This is a genomic window from Kitasatospora sp. NPDC008115 (genome assembly GCF_042957205.1).
GTDB lineage: Bacteria > Actinomycetota > Actinomycetes > Streptomycetales > Streptomycetaceae > Kitasatospora.
In genome coordinates this window covers 151,697-167,321 of the sequence record NZ_JBIBHU010000022.1, presented here as the reverse complement: position 1 = coordinate 167,321, position 15,625 = coordinate 151,697, and the positions used below count along the sequence as shown (strand labels likewise).

General features: G+C 73.0%; 17 protein-coding genes. 8 read left to right on the top strand and 9 right to left on the bottom strand.

Going from position 1 to position 15,625, the window contains the following annotated elements; genetic code table 11:
• Window positions 1-194 precede the first annotated feature (194 nt).
• The 3 genes from ACFZBX_RS26295 to ACFZBX_RS26285 are packed head-to-tail and all read right to left on the bottom strand — an operon-like array spanning window position 195 to window position 2,035.
• A complete protein-coding gene (locus ACFZBX_RS26295; RefSeq protein ID WP_391536244.1) occupies window positions 195-569 on the bottom strand; it encodes a VOC family protein in 375 nt (124 codons plus the stop codon).
• Between the two features lie 16 nt (window positions 570-585).
• On the bottom strand, window positions 586-1,488 hold the full coding sequence (locus tag ACFZBX_RS26290; protein WP_391536253.1) for an aminoglycoside phosphotransferase family protein: 903 nt from the start codon (window positions 1,486-1,488) through the stop codon (window positions 586-588).
• 34 nt (window positions 1,489-1,522) lie between these two features.
• A complete protein-coding gene (locus tag ACFZBX_RS26285) occupies window positions 1,523-2,035 on the bottom strand; it encodes a 2'-5' RNA ligase family protein (RefSeq protein ID WP_391536243.1) in 513 nt (170 codons plus the stop codon).
• A gap of 53 nt (window positions 2,036-2,088) precedes the next feature.
• Here ACFZBX_RS26285 and ACFZBX_RS26280 point away from each other — a divergent pair, with 53 nt between their 5' ends.
• Together ACFZBX_RS26280 and ACFZBX_RS26275 are read left to right on the top strand one after the other, a co-directional pair.
• Window positions 2,089-2,625, top strand: coding sequence for a GNAT family N-acetyltransferase (locus ACFZBX_RS26280; RefSeq protein ID WP_391536242.1), 537 nt, complete (start codon window positions 2,089-2,091; stop codon window positions 2,623-2,625).
• A gap of 7 nt (window positions 2,626-2,632) precedes the next feature.
• Complete coding sequence (locus ACFZBX_RS26275) at window positions 2,633-3,388, top strand: alpha/beta fold hydrolase (RefSeq protein ID WP_391536241.1); 756 nt, start codon at window positions 2,633-2,635, stop codon at window positions 3,386-3,388.
• A 15-nt stretch (window positions 3,389-3,403) separates the two neighbouring features.
• Here ACFZBX_RS26275 and ACFZBX_RS26270 read toward each other — a convergent pair whose 3' ends face one another.
• The 4 genes from ACFZBX_RS26270 to ACFZBX_RS26255 form a co-directional block, all read right to left on the bottom strand.
• A complete protein-coding gene (locus ACFZBX_RS26270; protein WP_391536240.1) occupies window positions 3,404-4,027 on the bottom strand; it encodes a DJ-1/PfpI family protein in 624 nt (207 codons plus the stop codon).
• 85 nt (window positions 4,028-4,112) lie between these two features.
• Window positions 4,113-4,592: an HIT family protein gene (locus ACFZBX_RS26265; RefSeq protein WP_391536239.1), complete on the bottom strand. Its 480-nt coding sequence runs from the start codon at window positions 4,590-4,592 to the stop codon at window positions 4,113-4,115.
• A gap of 9 nt (window positions 4,593-4,601) precedes the next feature.
• Window positions 4,602-5,540: a HEAT repeat domain-containing protein gene (locus ACFZBX_RS26260; protein ID WP_391536238.1), complete on the bottom strand. Its 939-nt coding sequence runs from the start codon at window positions 5,538-5,540 to the stop codon at window positions 4,602-4,604.
• A gap of 88 nt (window positions 5,541-5,628) precedes the next feature.
• Complete coding sequence (locus tag ACFZBX_RS26255) at window positions 5,629-8,130, bottom strand: collagenase (protein ID WP_391536237.1); 2,502 nt, start codon at window positions 8,128-8,130, stop codon at window positions 5,629-5,631.
• Between the two features lie 365 nt (window positions 8,131-8,495).
• Here ACFZBX_RS26255 and ACFZBX_RS26250 point away from each other — a divergent pair, with 365 nt between their 5' ends.
• Both ACFZBX_RS26250 and ACFZBX_RS26245 read left to right on the top strand, forming a co-directional pair.
• A complete protein-coding gene (locus ACFZBX_RS26250; protein ID WP_391536236.1) occupies window positions 8,496-9,119 on the top strand; it encodes a DUF998 domain-containing protein in 624 nt (207 codons plus the stop codon).
• A 45-nt stretch (window positions 9,120-9,164) separates the two neighbouring features.
• Entirely contained in the window at window positions 9,165-9,380 is a 216-nt protein-coding gene (locus ACFZBX_RS26245; protein ID WP_391536235.1) for a DUF4287 domain-containing protein, read from the top strand.
• Window positions 9,381-9,400: 20 nt separating this feature from the next.
• Here the strand turns inward: ACFZBX_RS26245 and mqnP are convergent, their stop codons facing one another.
• Together mqnP and ACFZBX_RS26235 are read right to left on the bottom strand one after the other, a co-directional pair.
• Entirely contained in the window at window positions 9,401-10,306 is a 906-nt protein-coding gene (gene mqnP, locus ACFZBX_RS26240; RefSeq protein ID WP_391536234.1) for a menaquinone biosynthesis prenyltransferase MqnP, read from the bottom strand.
• Window positions 10,303-11,760, bottom strand: a complete 1,458-nt coding sequence (locus ACFZBX_RS26235; protein ID WP_391536233.1) for a menaquinone biosynthesis decarboxylase — start codon at window positions 11,758-11,760, stop codon at window positions 10,303-10,305. The genes mqnP and ACFZBX_RS26235 overlap by 4 nt, the downstream gene beginning before the upstream one ends.
• Window positions 11,761-11,887: 127 nt before the next feature.
• Between ACFZBX_RS26235 and ACFZBX_RS26230 the strand changes: the two genes are divergently transcribed.
• The 4 genes from ACFZBX_RS26230 (at window position 11,888) to ACFZBX_RS26215 (ending at window position 15,485) form a co-directional block, all read left to right on the top strand.
• Window positions 11,888-12,292 (top strand): PLD nuclease N-terminal domain-containing protein, encoded by a 405-nt coding sequence (locus tag ACFZBX_RS26230; protein ID WP_391536232.1) that lies wholly within the window; start codon window positions 11,888-11,890, stop codon window positions 12,290-12,292.
• A 440-nt stretch (window positions 12,293-12,732) separates the two neighbouring features.
• Entirely contained in the window at window positions 12,733-14,334 is a 1,602-nt protein-coding gene (locus tag ACFZBX_RS26225; RefSeq protein ID WP_380758858.1) for an acyl-CoA carboxylase subunit beta, read from the top strand.
• Between the two features lie 86 nt (window positions 14,335-14,420).
• On the top strand, window positions 14,421-14,633 hold the full coding sequence (locus tag ACFZBX_RS26220) for an acyl-CoA carboxylase subunit epsilon (RefSeq protein ID WP_391536231.1): 213 nt from the start codon (window positions 14,421-14,423) through the stop codon (window positions 14,631-14,633).
• Window positions 14,634-14,858: 225 nt separating this feature from the next.
• Window positions 14,859-15,485 carry a ScbR family autoregulator-binding transcription factor gene (locus ACFZBX_RS26215; RefSeq protein ID WP_391536230.1) on the top strand — a complete coding sequence of 209 codons (627 nt, stop codon included), beginning with the start codon at window positions 14,859-14,861 and terminating at the stop codon, window positions 15,483-15,485.
• The last annotated feature ends 140 nt before the right edge of the window (window positions 15,486-15,625 follow it).

The following is a 15,625-nucleotide window of genomic DNA, read 5'->3' as shown; positions in this document are numbered from 1 at the left end:
GCCCCCCCCCCCCCCGCCCGCTGCGGCCCCGCCCACGCCCCCCCCCCCCCCCGCCGCCGCGGCCCCGCCCCCCGCCCCCCCCCCCGCGCCCCCCCCCGCCCCCGCCGCCCCCCCCCCCCCACGGCCGGTCGGAGGGCACATCGAGTTCACCCCGCAGGGCGAGCGCCCCGGGTTGACGGGGTGGGATGCCGGGGTCAGTGGCGGGCCGGGAGGAGGCAGAGGGGGTGGCCGGCGGGGTCGGCGTAGATGCGCCAGCGGCCGGCGTCGTGCAGGAGGGTGGCGCCGAGGGCCAGGACGGCGGGTTCGGCGGTGGCGAGGTCGGGGACGTCGATGTCGAGGTGGGCCTGCTGGGGGCTCGCCGGGTCGCCCCAGCGGGGCGGGCGGTGGTCGGCGACCCGCTGGAAGCAGAGCACCAGGCCGGCGGGGGTGTGCAGGGTGGACCAGTCGGGGTGCAGCGACCAGCGCGGGTCCGGGCGGTCCACCTCGCCGCCGAGCAGCCCGGCGTAGAACCGGGCCAGCACGGCCGGGTCCGGGCAGTCCAGGACGATGCACTGCAGTTCGCCGATCACGGGGCTCCTTCGGGGGTCAGAGCGGCTCGGAGAGCGCCGCCTCGATCTGGTGGCGGGTGGCCCGGGCGATCCGGGGGTCGGTGGCCGCGTAGTGGGTGTACGCGTTGAGGCCCGTGGTGAGGGCCCAGCCGCGGCCGCGCAGCCAGGTGGCGTCGTCGACGCCGAGGGCGGTGCGCAGGACGGCGCGGGCGGGGGCGTCCAGGAGGGTCCAGGCGATGACCAGGTCGCAGGCCGGGTCCCCGACGCCGAGGCCGCCGAAGTCGATCACGGCGGTGAGCCGGCCGTCGACGGCGAGCAGGTTCCCGGTGTGCAGGTCCCCGTGGAACCAGACCGGCGGACCGCAGTGCTCGGGGGCGCGCACGGCGGCGTCCCAGAGCGCGGTGAGCGCGCGGGCGTCGAACGCGCCCGCGACCGCCGCGATCCGGGCACGCGTCCCGGCGTCGCGGCCGGCGAGGGGAGCGCCCAGGTGGTCGTTGTGCGCCCCCGGCGCGAGGCCCGGGGCCGTGGGGAGCGTCTGGAGCGCGGCCAGGAAGCCGGCGAGCCTGGCCGCGTCAGCGGACGGGTCGCCGAGGGCGGCGGGCCCCGCCGGGGTCTCGCCGTCCAGCCAACGGGCGACCGACCAGTGCCACGGATACCCGTGCGCGGGCGCTCCGACGGCCAGCGGCGCCGGCACGGCGAGCGGCAGATGCGGCGCGAGCCGCGGCAGCCAGCGGGCCTCCTTCTCCGCCTGCCCGGCCGCCCACTCCCCCCGTGGCAGCCGGACGGCGAGTTCGTCGCCGAGCCGGTGGATCACGTGGTCCGAGCCCCCGGGCTCGACCCGCCGCAAGGGCAGGCCGGCCCATCGCGGGAACTGCTCCGCGAGCAGCCGCCGGACCAGCGCGGTGTCGATCACCAGGGCCTCCGAGGTCACACCCGACAGTCCAGCGCGCCGGCGCCCCGCTGTCGAAGGGTTTTCAGCCCAGCGGGAAGTCGGCGCGCCGGACCCATCGCGCACCGTCGAAGACCAGCAGCCGGACGGCCTCGGCCCGGGCGGCGAGCGGCAGGTGCGGGGCCAGGCCGGCCGCGACGGGCCCCGGATCGTCGCGGTAGGCCACCGTCAGGTGCGGGACGACCTCCTCGAACCGGCCGCCGTAGGGCGGGTGCTCCGGCCAGCGGGCGGCGACGGCGGCCGTGAGCGCGTTCACCCGCGCGGCGCCCTCGGCCGCCGAGGCGAGGTAGTGGACGCCGGGGAACTCCCCGCAGTGGGTGAGGACGAGGTCGAACGCGCGCTGGGCGGCGAGGATCTCGCCGATCTCCCCGAGCACCTCCGCGTCCAGCCGGTCGGCCGGCAGGAACGGGTACAGCACCGTGACGTGCGCGGGAACGCCGAGCCGCGCCGACGGGTCGTACCGCTCGCGCCAGGGCCCGACGACGGCCTCCGCCTCCGGCACCGGGAGGATCAGTGCGCTCTCGCCCGCCGCTGTCATACGGGCATTCTCCACGCTGGACGGCGACCGCCGCAGGACAGGACCATGGGCGGATGATCACAGCGGAAGGCATCCGGCTGGAGCGGCTGGCGGACGGGCACGCGGCGGCGGTGCTGGCGTTCGAGCGGGCGAACCGGGAGTGGTTCGCGCGGTCGGTGCCGGACCGGGGGGACGCGTACTTCACGGCAACCGGGTTCGCCGAGCGGCACCGGGCGATCCTCGCCGAACAGGCCGACGGGGCCTGCCACTTCCATCTGGTGCTGGACGGCGCAGGACGGATCGTCGGACGGGTCAACCTGGTGGACGCCGTGGACGGCAGCGCCGAACTCGGCTACCGGGTGGGCGAGTCGGCCGCCGGACGGGGCGTGGCACGGGCGGCGGTCCGGCTGGTGTGCGAACTGGCCTCTGGCTCCTACGGGTTGACCGCGCTGACCGCCGTGACCACGCTCGACAACGCCGCCTCCCGGGCCGTGCTCGCCCGTACCGGGTTCACCGGAACCGGCGCGGTGGACCTCGGCGGGCGGCCGGGCCTGGCGTACCGGCGCGTGCTCCGGGCGGGGGTTTCGACGGCCACCGCCACCGGGCAGTAGGCCCGGCATGACGATCCCTCACCGCTTGGTCGGCTCCGGTGCCCACAAGGTCCTGGTGCTGCACGACTGGTTCGGCACCAGCGCCGGCTGGGGCCCGTTCCCGGACTACCTGGACGGCTCCGCCTTCTCCTACGCGTTCCTCGACTACCGGGGCTACGGCGAGCGCAAGGACGTCCCCGGCGCCTACACGCTGGCGGAGATCGCGGACGACGCGCTCGCGCTGGCCGACCAGCTCGGCTGGCAGGAGTTCTCGCTGGTCGGGCACTCGATGGGCGGCAAGGCCGTCCAGCAGGTGCTCGCCCAGGCACCGCGGCGGGTGCGGAGGCTGGCCGGGCTGGCGCCCGTCCCGGCCGGGCCGTACCCGATGGACGCGGCCGGGGAGGAGCTGTTCTACGGCGCGGCCGAGGACCGGGCGAAGCGCTACGAGATCCTGGACCAGGTGACCGGGCGGCGGGCCGGCCGGGTCTGGCTCGACCGGATGGTGGACCGCTCGCTGGAGCTGTCCACCCGCGAGGCCTTCGGCGGCTACGTGCGCGACTGGACCACCGCCGACCTGGTCGACCGGATCGCCGGGAACCCGGTGCCGGTCCGGGTGTTCGTGGGCGAGCACGACCTCCTGCTGACGGCCGAGGCGATGCGCGCCACCTTCCTGGCGCACTACCCCAACGCCGAGGTCGAGCAGTTGCCCGCCACCGGCCACTACCCGATGCACGAGACACCGGTCGCCCTGGCCACGGCGCTGGAGTCCTTCCTGGGCGCCTAGCGGACGCCCAGAGCCTTACCGGAGCGTCTTGATCCGCTCCCGCACGGCGGGCGAGGCCTTCTCCCAACTGCCGCTGTCGAAGGGCGGCCTGGGGTCGTACTCGGCGTGCAGCTGGATCGCCCGGGCGGTGGTCTCGTCGGTGAGCAGGGCGGCGAGCCGAAGCGCCATGTCGATGCCGGCGGAGACGCCGGCCGCCGTGACGATCCGGCCCCGGTGCACCACCCGCTCGGGGGTGTACTCGGCACCGTGGGCGGCCAGTTCGCGGGCCGCCGCCCAGTGGGTGGTGGCGGCGAGGCCGTCGAGCAGTCCGGCGGCCCCGAGCAGCAGCGCGCCGGTGCAGACGGAGGCGGTGAACCGGGTGGTCGCGTGCGTCCGGCGCAGCCAGTCGAGGAAGGCGGCGTCGCCCGCCAGCGGCCGGGTGCCGTGCCCGCCCGGGACGAGCAGCACGTCGCACGCCTCGACCTCCGCGTACCGGGCGGGCACGTCCAGCCGCATCCCCCCGATGCTGTCGGTCACCCGCCCCCGCTCCCCCACCGCCACGAACCGCACGGCGGCCCCGGGAAGATGCCCGAGCACCTGGTAGGGGCCGATCGCGTCGAGCGGCTCGAAGTCGTCGAAAAGCGGGATGACGATGTCCATGTCCCGCAGCGTAAGCGGGAGTTGGACCCCCGTCCCGCCCCCGGTCAGCGGATTCACGAGAACGAGTGGTCTGCACCACCGGCCTTTACCGCAGTGCATCCAGTTCGGCGCCGATGGCGGCCCGGACCGGGTCCTGCGCCGAGGTGAGGGCGTGGGCGGGGTCGGTCCAGCGGGTGCGGGGGTAGAGCCAGACGGGGAGGCGGACGAGGTCGGCGGGCTCCCAGTCGTAGCGGGGCCAGACGTGGGCGTGCAGCATCGGGTCGGTGTTTCCGAGGATCTCCAGGTTGACCCGGCGAAAGGCCGGATCGGCCGCCCCACAGGCCCGTTCGACGGCCTCGCCGAGGCGGTCGAGGTCCTCCAGGTAGGCGAGCCGGCGGGGGCGTGGCAGGTCGGAGAGGCGCTGCACCCCGGGGTCGTCGGTGAGCAGGATCGCGTAGCCGGGCAGGAACTGCACGTCCCCGATCACCGCGAACCCGGCGTCCAGGCGGCGGATGACGGTGGGGTTCTCGCCACGCAGGGCGCTGGCGATGCGGTCGGACTTCCAGTCGCCGTTCTCGTCAGTCATGGGCCGATGCTAGGCGTGAATGATCACCGGGTGATCGGATTCGACCAGTTCGGCCGCGCGGTCCGGGTCGCCGCCGGCCCGGGCCAGCAGCCCCGCGACGTCGTAGCAGGGTGCGTCCGGATCGTCGCCGAAACCCAGGGTCAGACCGGGTTCGCAGCGCGCCGCCCACAGCGCCGGGGCGAGGTCGGGCCGCAGCCGCTCCACCGCGCACACCAGCGTCCACGCGTCGTCCTCCAGCCGGGCCCGCCGGACCGGGTCGCAGGCGGCGAGGGCCGCGGCCACCCCGTGGTCGTCCGGGTCGTACTCCTCCAGCAGCGGCAGCAGTTCGGGGGCGCCCAGGATCTCCGCAGCCCCGAAGGTGAGCACGTGCGCGCCGTCCGGGTCCGCCAGCAGCCCGCGCAGCAGCGGCACGGCGCGGGGGTCGCGCCGCCGGGCCAGGCCCCGGACGCCCTCCTCGCGGGCGTCCTGGTACTCGTCGCCGGTCCGCTCCCACAGCGCCGCCCGCACCTCGGGGCCGTCGGCCTCGCAGAGGAACCCGAGCGTGAACGTGGCCCGGTCGCGGACCACCGGGTCCGGGTCCCGGGTCAGGCCGATGAGCGCGCGGACACCGGGGGCGTCCGGCGAAGCGGTGGCCGCCCCGTCGAGGTGGAGGGCGAAGGCCGCCTCTGCGCGCACCGCCGCCTCGGGGTGGCCGGCCAGCTCGACGAGCACCGGCACCGCCCGCCCGTCCCCGGCCCGCCCCAGGGCTTCCGCCAGGCGGGCCAGGACACTGCCGTCCCGCTCAGGCCCGGCGAGCCCGAGCAGCGCGGTCGCCGCCTCCTCGCGGACCGCCTCGTCGCGGTCGGCCGCCTTGCCGATCAGATCGCAGCCCGCCGCCCGCTCCGCCGCCTCCGCCGAGCCGAGCAGTTCGGCCCCGTGCGCCAGCGCCGCCGCCGTGTTCATCACCATCCGGCCAGTCTGGTGCACGGCCCCGCCCACGGGGAACGCCCGGCCGGGAGGCCCCGGCCGGGCGTCGGTGCCGCTGTCGCGGGTCGGGTCAGAACTCGGTGCTGACGGTGACGCCGCTGAAGTCGGTCACGGCGTGCAGGCTGAGGTAGCGGTAGCCGGCCGTCGGGTTGGTGACGGTGATGGCCTGGGTGGTGCCGGTGCCGGTGGAAGAGGCGGTGAAGGCGGTCGGCGAGGCCCAGGTGTCCGCGTTGTAGTACAGGTGCGCGGTGCCGGTGCCGCCGGAGGTGGTGACCTTCAGCGTGGTGGTGCCGGCCGGCAGGTAGACGTACAGGTAGTCGGTGTTGCCGGCGGTCGCGGCGCGGCCGGTCCGCGAGCAGTTGCGGCCCATCGCGTCGGTGCGCTGCTCGGGGCAGGTCGGCAGGACGACCGGGGCGTCCTTCACGGTGACCGTGGCCGGGGTGGTCGCGGTCCGGCCGGTGTCGTCGGTGGTGGTCAGGGCGACGGTGTACGAGCCGGCCGCCGCGTAGGTGTGGCTCGGGTTGCGCTCGTCCGAGGAGGTGCCGTCACCGAAGGTCCAGTGCCAGGCGGTGATCCGGCCCGGGCCGGTCTGGACGGACCGCTCGGTCGCGGTGACGGTCGCGCCGTTCACCGAGGTGTCGAACAGGGAGGTCGGGCCGGCCGCGTAGCAGGCGCCGGCGGCGCAGGCGGTGAGCCAGGCGTCGAAGTCGGCGTCGTAGGAGGTGCCGAGGCCGTTGTAGACCGCGTAGCCGCCGGGGTAGTCACCGGCGCGGAAGCGCTGCAGCATGGCCTGGATGTCGGCCGGGTGCTTCTCCAGCATGTACCGGACGGACAGGTAGCCCCACGGGTAGATGCGGGTCGAGTCCGAGTTGGCGTAGGTGTTCTGGAAGAGGGTGCTGAGCTTGTAGGTGTGCTTGGCCGCCTGCGCCATCGCGTCGACGTCGGTGGCGCCCCGGTAGCCGTACGAGACGTACTCGGCGAGGCCCTCGACCCACCACTTGTTCGGGACGGACGACTGGGTGGTGTAGTTGCCCTTCAGGTTGTAGATGCTGTCGAGGTAGTGGGTGTACTCGTGGTTGAGGTTCCACACCCGCGCGGGGTCGTTGACGTTCCAGGCCTTCTGGTACATCACCGTCACGGCCCGGTTGTTCGGGTCGCTCGCGTCCATCACGGTCTGGCCGCCGTTGTCGGTGTCGTTGCCGAAGATCGCCCACGAGTAGGTGGTGTAGTCGGTCTTGTTGGCGAAGATCCCGAAGGTGACGTTTTTGGCGTACTGGTTCGGGATGGGCCCGTTGTCCTTGGCCACGTTGTGGAAGAACGCGTCCTGGCCGCGCAGGCTGGCGCAGACGGTGGCCAGTTCGGCGGCCGACAGGGCCTGGGCCTGGAGGGTGCGGTTGTCGCAGACCAGCTGGTTCGGCAGGACCACCGAGGTGAGCTTGGCGGGCAGGTCACAGGTGCCGTAGTACGAGCACTGGCTGTTGTTGTACCAGTTCGCCTGGACCGCCGTGTACACGTACAGCGGCGCGTGGGGCGTGAGCAGCGGCGCGGAGTCCAGCACCTTCTTGACCAGCGGCTTGGCCACCGCCTCGGCGGCGGGGCTGGTCCCGGCGAACCGGGCCAGGTCGTTGCCCGCGTTGGTGTCGAGGACGGCGTTGGGCCCGCCGAGCAGGTCCCGGTGGTTGATCGCGAAGTCGGCGAGCGAGTTGATCAGGCTGGGATCGGCGGCGAGCGCCCGGACGAAGTCCTTGTTCCGGTAGCCCTCCCAGAGCGGGTAGAACAGCACGGAGTTGACGGCGCTGACCATCTGCGGGGACGCGCTGTAGGAGTTGTCGAACCCGTCCAGCATCCGCTTGTAGACGCCCATGTAGTGGGCCTGGACGTTGGCGCTGTCGGTCAGCCACACCACCTCTTTGAGGACGCGGCCGTTGTCGTCGGTGACGTCGCGCCAGCGGGTGCCGGCGAAGAGGGTGTCCAGGGCGGACGTGACGGCGTCGGTGAGCGCGGGGGTGTACGCGCCGGCCGCGACGGGGTAGTGGAACTGGATGTAGTAGCCCACCTGGAGGTACTTCACCAGCTGCGTGATGCCGGCCGAGTTGTCGCCGGTGTAGCCGGCCGCCGCGTCCTTGAGGGCGGTCGCGACGGACAGCATCCGGGACTGCTTGAAGATGGCCGGGTCGGCGCTGCCGCTGCTGTACAGCGACTTGATGCAGTCCACGGTCGAGCTCTTGATGAACGCGACCAGGTCGGCCCCGGTGCGGGCCGCGAAGTCGGCCGGGGTGCAGGCCTGTGCGGCAAGGGACTTGGAGAGGGCGGGGGCGCCCGCCTCTGCCTCGGCGGCCGGATCGGCCAGGCGCGTCGCGCCGATCAGCGCCGGGGGCAGCGGAGCGGCGGGCTCGGCGAGGTCCTCGGACCCCGTCGTCGCGGTCGGGGCGGCGGGGGCGACCGGGCCGGCGGTGACGGCCTCGGCGGCGGGGGGTGCCGCGAAGGCCTGGGCCGGGAGCACGGCGGTGGCCGTGGCGCAACAGGCGGCGACGCCGGCTGCGAGCATGGAGAGTCTGGTGCGCAGGAGCACGCCGAATCCTTCGTCGAGTGGGGGCAGCCCGACGTGGGGTCGGGCTGAAGGAAGGAGATTTGGCGTGGATCCTGTCATCGACCGAAGATCAGAACAATGTCACAGGTTATATTTCATGAGAATTTCGGCCACTCCCTGCCCCACAGCACTCCCAGGGTCGCTGACCTGCGGTGTTCACGACCGGGGCAAGGCGGCACGCAGGCCACCGAAAGGATGTCGGGCCACAAGCCGGACCTTCCGGACCGGCGGGCGGGCCGCGCGGACTGGCCGATCTGCGCCCCTACGGCAGAACACCCGGCCGAAAAGTGACGCGGGTCACAGGTGATCCTCCGATGAGTTCCCGGACCGCCTCCGGTCCTATGGGCATGACCAACACGCTGACGGCGCAGAGCGCCCCCGCCACCGCCGCCACCGCCCGCACCCTGCTGACCGCCGGGGCGGCCGGCGGACCGCTCTTCCTCGCCGTCGGCCTCGCCGGGGGACTGACCCGGGAGGGGTTCGACTTCACCCGCAACGCGCTGAGCCAGCTCAGCCTCGGCGACCTCGGGTGGATCCAGCAGGCCGCGTTCCTGCTCACCGGCGCGCTGCTGCTCGCGGGCGCCGTCGGACTGCGCCGGGCGCTGCCCAGCAGCGTGTGGGCGCCGCGGCTGGTCGGGGTGTTCGGGGCGAGCTTCGTGCTGGACGGGTTCTTCGCGGCCGATCCCGGGGCCGGGTTCCCGGTCGGGGCACCCGAGGAGCGGGTGACCGGGCTGAGCGGGCACGGGGCGGTGCACCTGGCCGGCGGAACGGTCGGCTTCCTCGCGCTCTGCGCGGCCTTCCTGGTCCTCGCCCGGCACCTGGACCGCCGCTGGGCCCTCGCCTCGCGCGCCGTCGCGGCCGTGGTGCTCGCCGGCTTCGCCGCCTCGGGCGTCACCGTGCCGGCGTTCACCCTCGCCGCCGCGCTCGGCCTCGGCTGGCTGAGCACTGTCGCGATCAAGCTCCGTGCATGAAGATCACCATCAGAAGATCATCCGACCGGCAAGGAGAGTCACCCCATGAGCGAGACCCCCGCCGTCAAGGGCCCCGCCAGTTACTTCCCCTCCATCGAGCAGAAGTACGGGCAGCCGATCGCGCACTGGAAGGAGCTGATCCGTTCCTCGCCGCTGGCCAAGCACATGGAGCTGGTCGCCTGGCTGAAGGAGGAGCACGGGCTCGGCCACGGGCACGCGAACGCCCTCGTCAAGCACACGCTCGACGAGGGCGGGAAGTAGGACCCCGGAGGGGCGCGGTCTCAGACGCCGAGACCGCGCACCACCAGGTCGACCAGCGCGAAGAAGAACAGCGAGATGCCGACGAAGCCGTTCGTCTGGAAGAACGCCCGGTTCAGCCGCGACAGGTCGTTCGGCTTGACGATGGTGTGCTCGTAGACGAAGGCGCCGGCCACCACCAGCAGGCCGGTCCAGAACGCCGCGCCCGCGTCGGTGAGCACCGCGTACCAGCCGAGCAGCAGCGTGGTGACGACGTGGCAGCCGCGCGCGCCGCGGATCGCGGCCGGGACCCCGAACCTGGCCGGCACCGAGCGCACGCCGCCGGCCCGGTCGGACGCGACGTCCTGGCAGGCGTAGACCAGGTCGAAGCCGCCGATCCAGATGCCGACCGCCGCGCCGAGCACGACCGCGTCCCAGGACCAGCTGCCGGTGACGGCCAGCCAGGCGCCCACCGGGCCCATCGCCTGGGCCAGGCCCAGGATCGCCTGCGGGAAGTCGGTGAACCGCTTGCCGTACGGGTAGACCACCATCGGCACCACGGCGACCGGCGCGAGCGCCAGGCAGAGCGGGTTGAGCAGCGCCGCGGCGCCGAGGAAGACCACCAGGGCGACCGCCGAGCCCACGTACGCGGTCTTCAGCGAGACGGCTCCGGTGACCAGTTCACGCCCGGCGGTGCGCGGGTTGCGGGCGTCGATCTCCCGGTCGATGATCCGGTTGGCGGCCATCGCGAAGGTCCGCAGGCCCACCATGCAGACCGTGACGATGAACAGCTCGCCCCAGTGCACCCGCCGGTCGGCCAGGAACATCGCCGTCAGCGCCGCGATGTAGGCGAACGGCAGGGCGAAGACCGAGTGCTCGATCATCACCAGCCGCAGGAAGGACTTGACCCTGCCGGGCGGGACCTCGGGGATCGCGGCGGCGGTGCTCACAGCCCGTACTCCTTCCAGCGCCGGTCCACCAGGGCCGCGGTCGCCGGGTCGGAGGTGACCATCTCGGGCCAGCCGCCGTCGCGGGTGTAGCCCTCCTCGGGCAGCTTGCGGGTCGCGTCGATGCCCGCCTTGCCGCCCCAGAACTGCTGGTAGGAGGCGTGGTCGAGGTGGTCGACCGGGCCCTCGACCACGGTGAGGTCGCGGCTGTAGTCGACGTTGCCGAAGGCCCGCCAGGCGACCTCCTGGTAGTCGTGGACGTCGCAGTCCGAGTCCACCACGATGATCAGCTTGGTCAGCGACATCATGTGCGCGCCCCAGATGGCGTGCATGGTCTTCTGCGCGTGCTTCGGGTACTTCTTGTCGATCGAGACGATCACGCAGTTGTGGAAGCCGCCGGCCTCGGGCAGGTCGTAGTCGACGATGTCCGGGATGATGATCTTCAGCAGCGGCAGGAAGAAGCGCTCGGTGAACTTGCCGAGCGGGCCGTCCTCCGTCGGCGGGCGGCCGACCACGATGGACTGCAGGATCGGACGGCGGCGCATCGTCACGCAGTCGATCGTCAGCGCCGGGAACGGCTCCTGCGGCGTGTAGAAGCCGGTGTGGTCGCCGAACGGGCCTTCGGGCAGCAGTTCGCCCGGCTCCAGCCAGCCCTCCAGGACCACCTCGGCGTCGGCCGGGACCTGGAGCGGCACGGTCTTGCAGTCCACCATCCTCACCCGCTCGCCCGCGACGAAGCCGGCGAACAGGTACTCGTCGATGTCGCCCGGCAGCGGCGCGGTGGCCGCGTAGGTGACGGCCGGCGGGCAGCCGAAGGCGATCGCGACCGGCAGCCGCTCGCCGCGCTTGGCGGCCACCGCGGCGTGGTTGCGGCTGTCCTTGTGGATCTGCCAGTGCATGCCGATGGTGCGGCGGTCGTGGCGCTGCAGCCGGTACAGGCCGAGGTTGCGGATGCCGGAGTCCGGGTCCTTGGTGTGGGTGAGGCCCAGGTTGAAGAAGGAGCCGCCGTCCAGCGGCCAGGTGAACAGCGCCGGCAGCTCGTCCAGGTTGACGTCCTCGCCGGTGAGCACCACCTCGTGCACGGGGGCGTCGCCGGACTTCACGTGCTTCGGCGGCACGTGGGCCATCGAGGCGAGCTTGCCGAAGGCGTCCCGGAAGCCGGTGAAGCCCTGCGGCAGCTCCGGCTTCAGCAGGCCGGAGATCTTGTCGCCGATCTCCTCCGGGCCCTTGAGGCCGAGCGCCTTGGCGAGCCGGCGCTCGGTGCCGAAGACGTTCATCGCCAGCGGCATCGTGGAGCCCTTGACGTTCTCGAACAGCAGGGCCGGGCCCTTGGCCTTCTGCACGCGGTCGACGATCTCGCCGATCTCCAGATAGGGGTCCACCTCCGCCTTGATGCGCTTGAGGTCGCCTTCGCGGTCGAGGGCCCGCAGGAACGAGCGGAGATCGTCGTATGCCATGCCAGCCAGTATCCGCCACCCGATAGCCTGGCCTGTGTCAAGGGCCCCCTCGAAGCGGCGCACCGCCAGCGGCCGCCGCGCCGAGGGGCCCGACCGCCACCGACGCCGCCCGGGGGAGATCGCCGCCGTGCTGAGGATCCTGACCTTCGTGCTCCCGCTCGCCCTGTGGGTGTGGGCCTTCATCGACTGCCTGACCACCCCCGAGGAGGAGGTGAAGCACCTCCCCAAGGTGGTCTGGGTGATCATCGTCCTGCTCTTCCCGCTCGTCGGCTCGATCGCCTGGCTGGCGGCCGGCAAGCAGCGCGGGGTGCGCACCGCCCCGGCCGGCGGCCGCGGCGCGGGCGGCCCGGCGTACGACCGCCGGCGCGACGGCCGCCCGCTCGCCCCGGACGACGACCCCGAGTTCCTCGCCTCGTTGAAGAAGGACAACAACGACCACGAGGACATGCTCAAGCAGTGGGAGGCGGATTTGCGCCGCCGCGAGAACGAGCTGCGCGGCAAGGAGGACCCGGACGAGGGGCAGCGGGCCTGACCCCCGGTCGCTCGGACAGCCCACCCGGCATCCACCGGGTGGGCTGCGGTGTTTTTGGCGCATCCCTACGACTGGGAGGGCGCCACCGGATCGCTGGCACGGCCTTCACCGGCGTACCGAGCACCCCTTGAGCGCCACTTGAGGCGGCCCCGGCAGGATCTACCGGGACAGCCCTGACCTGCACGTTTCCTCATGCTCAGCTCACCCCGGGGCCATCCTGGCGACAGCTCGGGGTAATCGAACGGCTACCCGCCGCGCGGGCCGAAACGCTTCGGTTTCTGTGCAGCCCTCACATCTAAACGGACGCGACCTTGTACGGAATCGACGCCGAAACCAGCGTGCGGCCCCTCGTACAGTCATAAGTGAAGAAGTGATTCGCAGCCGGGGGCATCGCAGACGTTGGCTGTCGGACAGTTCCCTCACCTTTGGAGTGGTTCGAGATGACGGTTGTGCACCAGGCGCCGGTCGACGACGACGCCCCCGAAGCCCCCGCCGACGTGCGGGGCCGGGTCGCGGAGCTGCACGAACTGCGCGAGCAGGTCCGCCGCGGTCCGAGCGAGAAGGCCACCGAGGCCCAGCACGCCAAGGGCAAGCTGACCGCCCGCGAGCGCATCGACCTGCTGCTCGACGAGGGTTCGTTCCACGAGGTCGAGCCGCTGCGCCGGCACCGCGCCCAGGGCTTCGGCCTGGAGGCGAAGAAGCCGCACACCGACGGCGTCGTCGTCGGCTGGGGCACCGTGCACGGCCGGACGGTCTTCACCTACGCCCACGACTTCCGGATCTTCGGCGGCGCGCTCGGCGAGGCCCACGCCCAGAAGATCCACAAGATCATGGACATGGCCATCGCGGCCGGCGCCCCGCTGGTCTCCCTGAACGACGGCGCCGGCGCCCGCATCCAGGAGGGCGTCACCGCGCTGGCCGGCTACGGCGGCATCTTCCAGCGCAACACCAGGGCCTCCGGCGTCATCCCGCAGATCTCCGTGATGCTCGGCCCGTGCGCCGGCGGCGCGGCCTACTCGCCGGCCCTTACCGACTTCGTCTTCATGGTCCGCGAGACCTCGCAGATGTTCATCACCGGCCCGGACGTCGTCCAGGCCGTCACCGGCGAGAAGATCAGCCAGAACGGGCTCGGCGGCGCCGACGTGCACGCCGGGGTCTCCGGCGTCTCGCACTTCGTCTACGACGACGAGCAGTCCTGCATCGAGGAGGTCCGCTACCTCCTCTCGCTGCTGCCGCAGAACAACCGCGAGATGCCGCCGGCCGCCGTCAACGACGACCCGGTGGACCGCCGCAACGAGTCGCTGCTGGACCTGGTGCCGGCCGACGGCAACCGGCCGTACGACATGCGCAAGGTCATCGAGGAGATCGTCGACCACGGCGAGTACCTGGAGGTCCACGAGCGCTGGGCCACCAACGTGCTCTGCGTGCTCGCCCGGATCGACGGCCACGTCACCGGCATCATCGCCAACCAGCCGCAGTCGCTGGCCGGCGTCCTGGACATCAACGCCAGCGAGAAGGCCGCGCGCTTCGTCCAGATGTGCGACGCCTTCAACATCCCGCTGGTCACCATGCTCGACGTCCCCGGCTTCCTGCCCGGCGTCGACCAGGAGCACGACGGCATCATCCGGCACGGCGCGAAGCTCCTCTACGCCTACTGCAACGCGACCGTGCCGCGGATCCAGCTGATCCTGCGCAAGGCCTACGGCGGCGCCTACATCGTGATGGACTCGCGCTCGATCGGCGCCGACCTCTCGTTCGCCTGGCCGACCAACGAGATCGCCGTGATGGGCGCCGAGGGCGCCGCCAACGTCATCTTCCGCCGGGACATCAACGCCGCCGACGACCCGGACGCGATGCGCAACCAGAAGATCAAGGAATACAAGAGCGAACTGATGCACCCGTACTACGCGGCCGAGCGCGGCCTCGTGGACGACGTCATCGACCCCGCCGAGACCCGCCAGGTCCTGGCGTCCTCGCTGGCCATGCTGCGCACCAAGCACGCGGACCTGCCGAGCCGCAAGCACGGCAACCCGCCGATGTAGCGGCAGCGCCGCCCCGGCCGGGCGCAGCACCGCCGGGCACGCCGACGACGACCACTCACCACCATCCGCCGGGAGAGAACCGGACCATGACCGCTTCCGCCGAACCACTCGTCCGCATCGTCCGCGGCTCGCTCACCGACGAGGAGCTCGCCGCCCTGACCGCCGTGCTGATGGCCCGCGCCGCGGCCGCCCAGCAGGTGGCGGCCGCCGCCTCGCCGGTCGAGCCGATCGCCAACTGGCAGCGCCTGGAGCGCCGCCCGGCGTACTACTCGCCGGTCAGCTGGCAGTGGGCCGCCTGACGGTCCGACCCAGGGCCCGGACACCCGTCCGACCGCCGGCCGGCCACCCGCTGTGCGCGGGTGGCCGGCCGGCGGCGTTCCACCCGGCGGCGGACGCCCGCGACCGGCGCGCGCCGGCGCCCGGAACGGCTCGAAAGGATCGCTACCGCACGGTACTGAGGCAGCCGCCCGGCCCGCCCCCGTAAGATCCAGCCGCTGCCGACGACAGAGATCAGGGAGGCTGCGATGGCCAGGCAGGCCCGGGCGCTGGCGACCCGCCAGACGGTGCTGCGCGCCGCGGCCGAGGTGTTCGACGAACGCGGCTACGCGGGCGCCACCATGGCCGAGATCCTGGAACGGGCCGGCGTCACCAAGGGCGCGCTCTACTTCCACTTCCCGTCGAAGGAGGAACTGGCGCTCGCCGTGATCGAGAGCCAGGGCGGCTGGCTGGCCACCTGGCAGCCCTCCTCCGGCAGCCCGATGCAGACCGTCATCGACCTCGGCTACGCCTTCGCGCACGCCCTGCTGGACGACCCGCTGCTGCGCGGCGCGATCCGGCTGACCATCGAGCACGGCAGCTTCACCCAGCCGCAGATCGGCGCCTACCAGGGCTGGACGGACGCGGCGCGCGAGCTGCTGGAGCAGGCGCGGGAGGCCGGCGAGCTGCACCCGGGGGTGCGGCCGGCGACCGCCGCCGGGGTGATCACCGGCGCGGTGACCGGCATCCAGCTCAGCTCCCAGGTGCTGACGGACCGCAGGGACCTGTTGCAGCGGATGGCCGACCTCTGGGCGCTCCTGCTGCCCGGCCTGGTCGAGCCGGGCACGCTCTCCCGCCTGAACACCGCCTGGGCCATCAGCCGCCCACTCGCCTAGGTTCAGCCCGCGGCGGCCAGGGCCCGTCTTCGGACCCCCCTCGTCCGCCCGCAGGGCGGGCCGGGCGGCGTCCGGGTGCGCGCATCGCAAGGCGGAGGTGGGGGCACCTCCCGGCCGAAGGCCGGGGTCGCGTCGCCCGG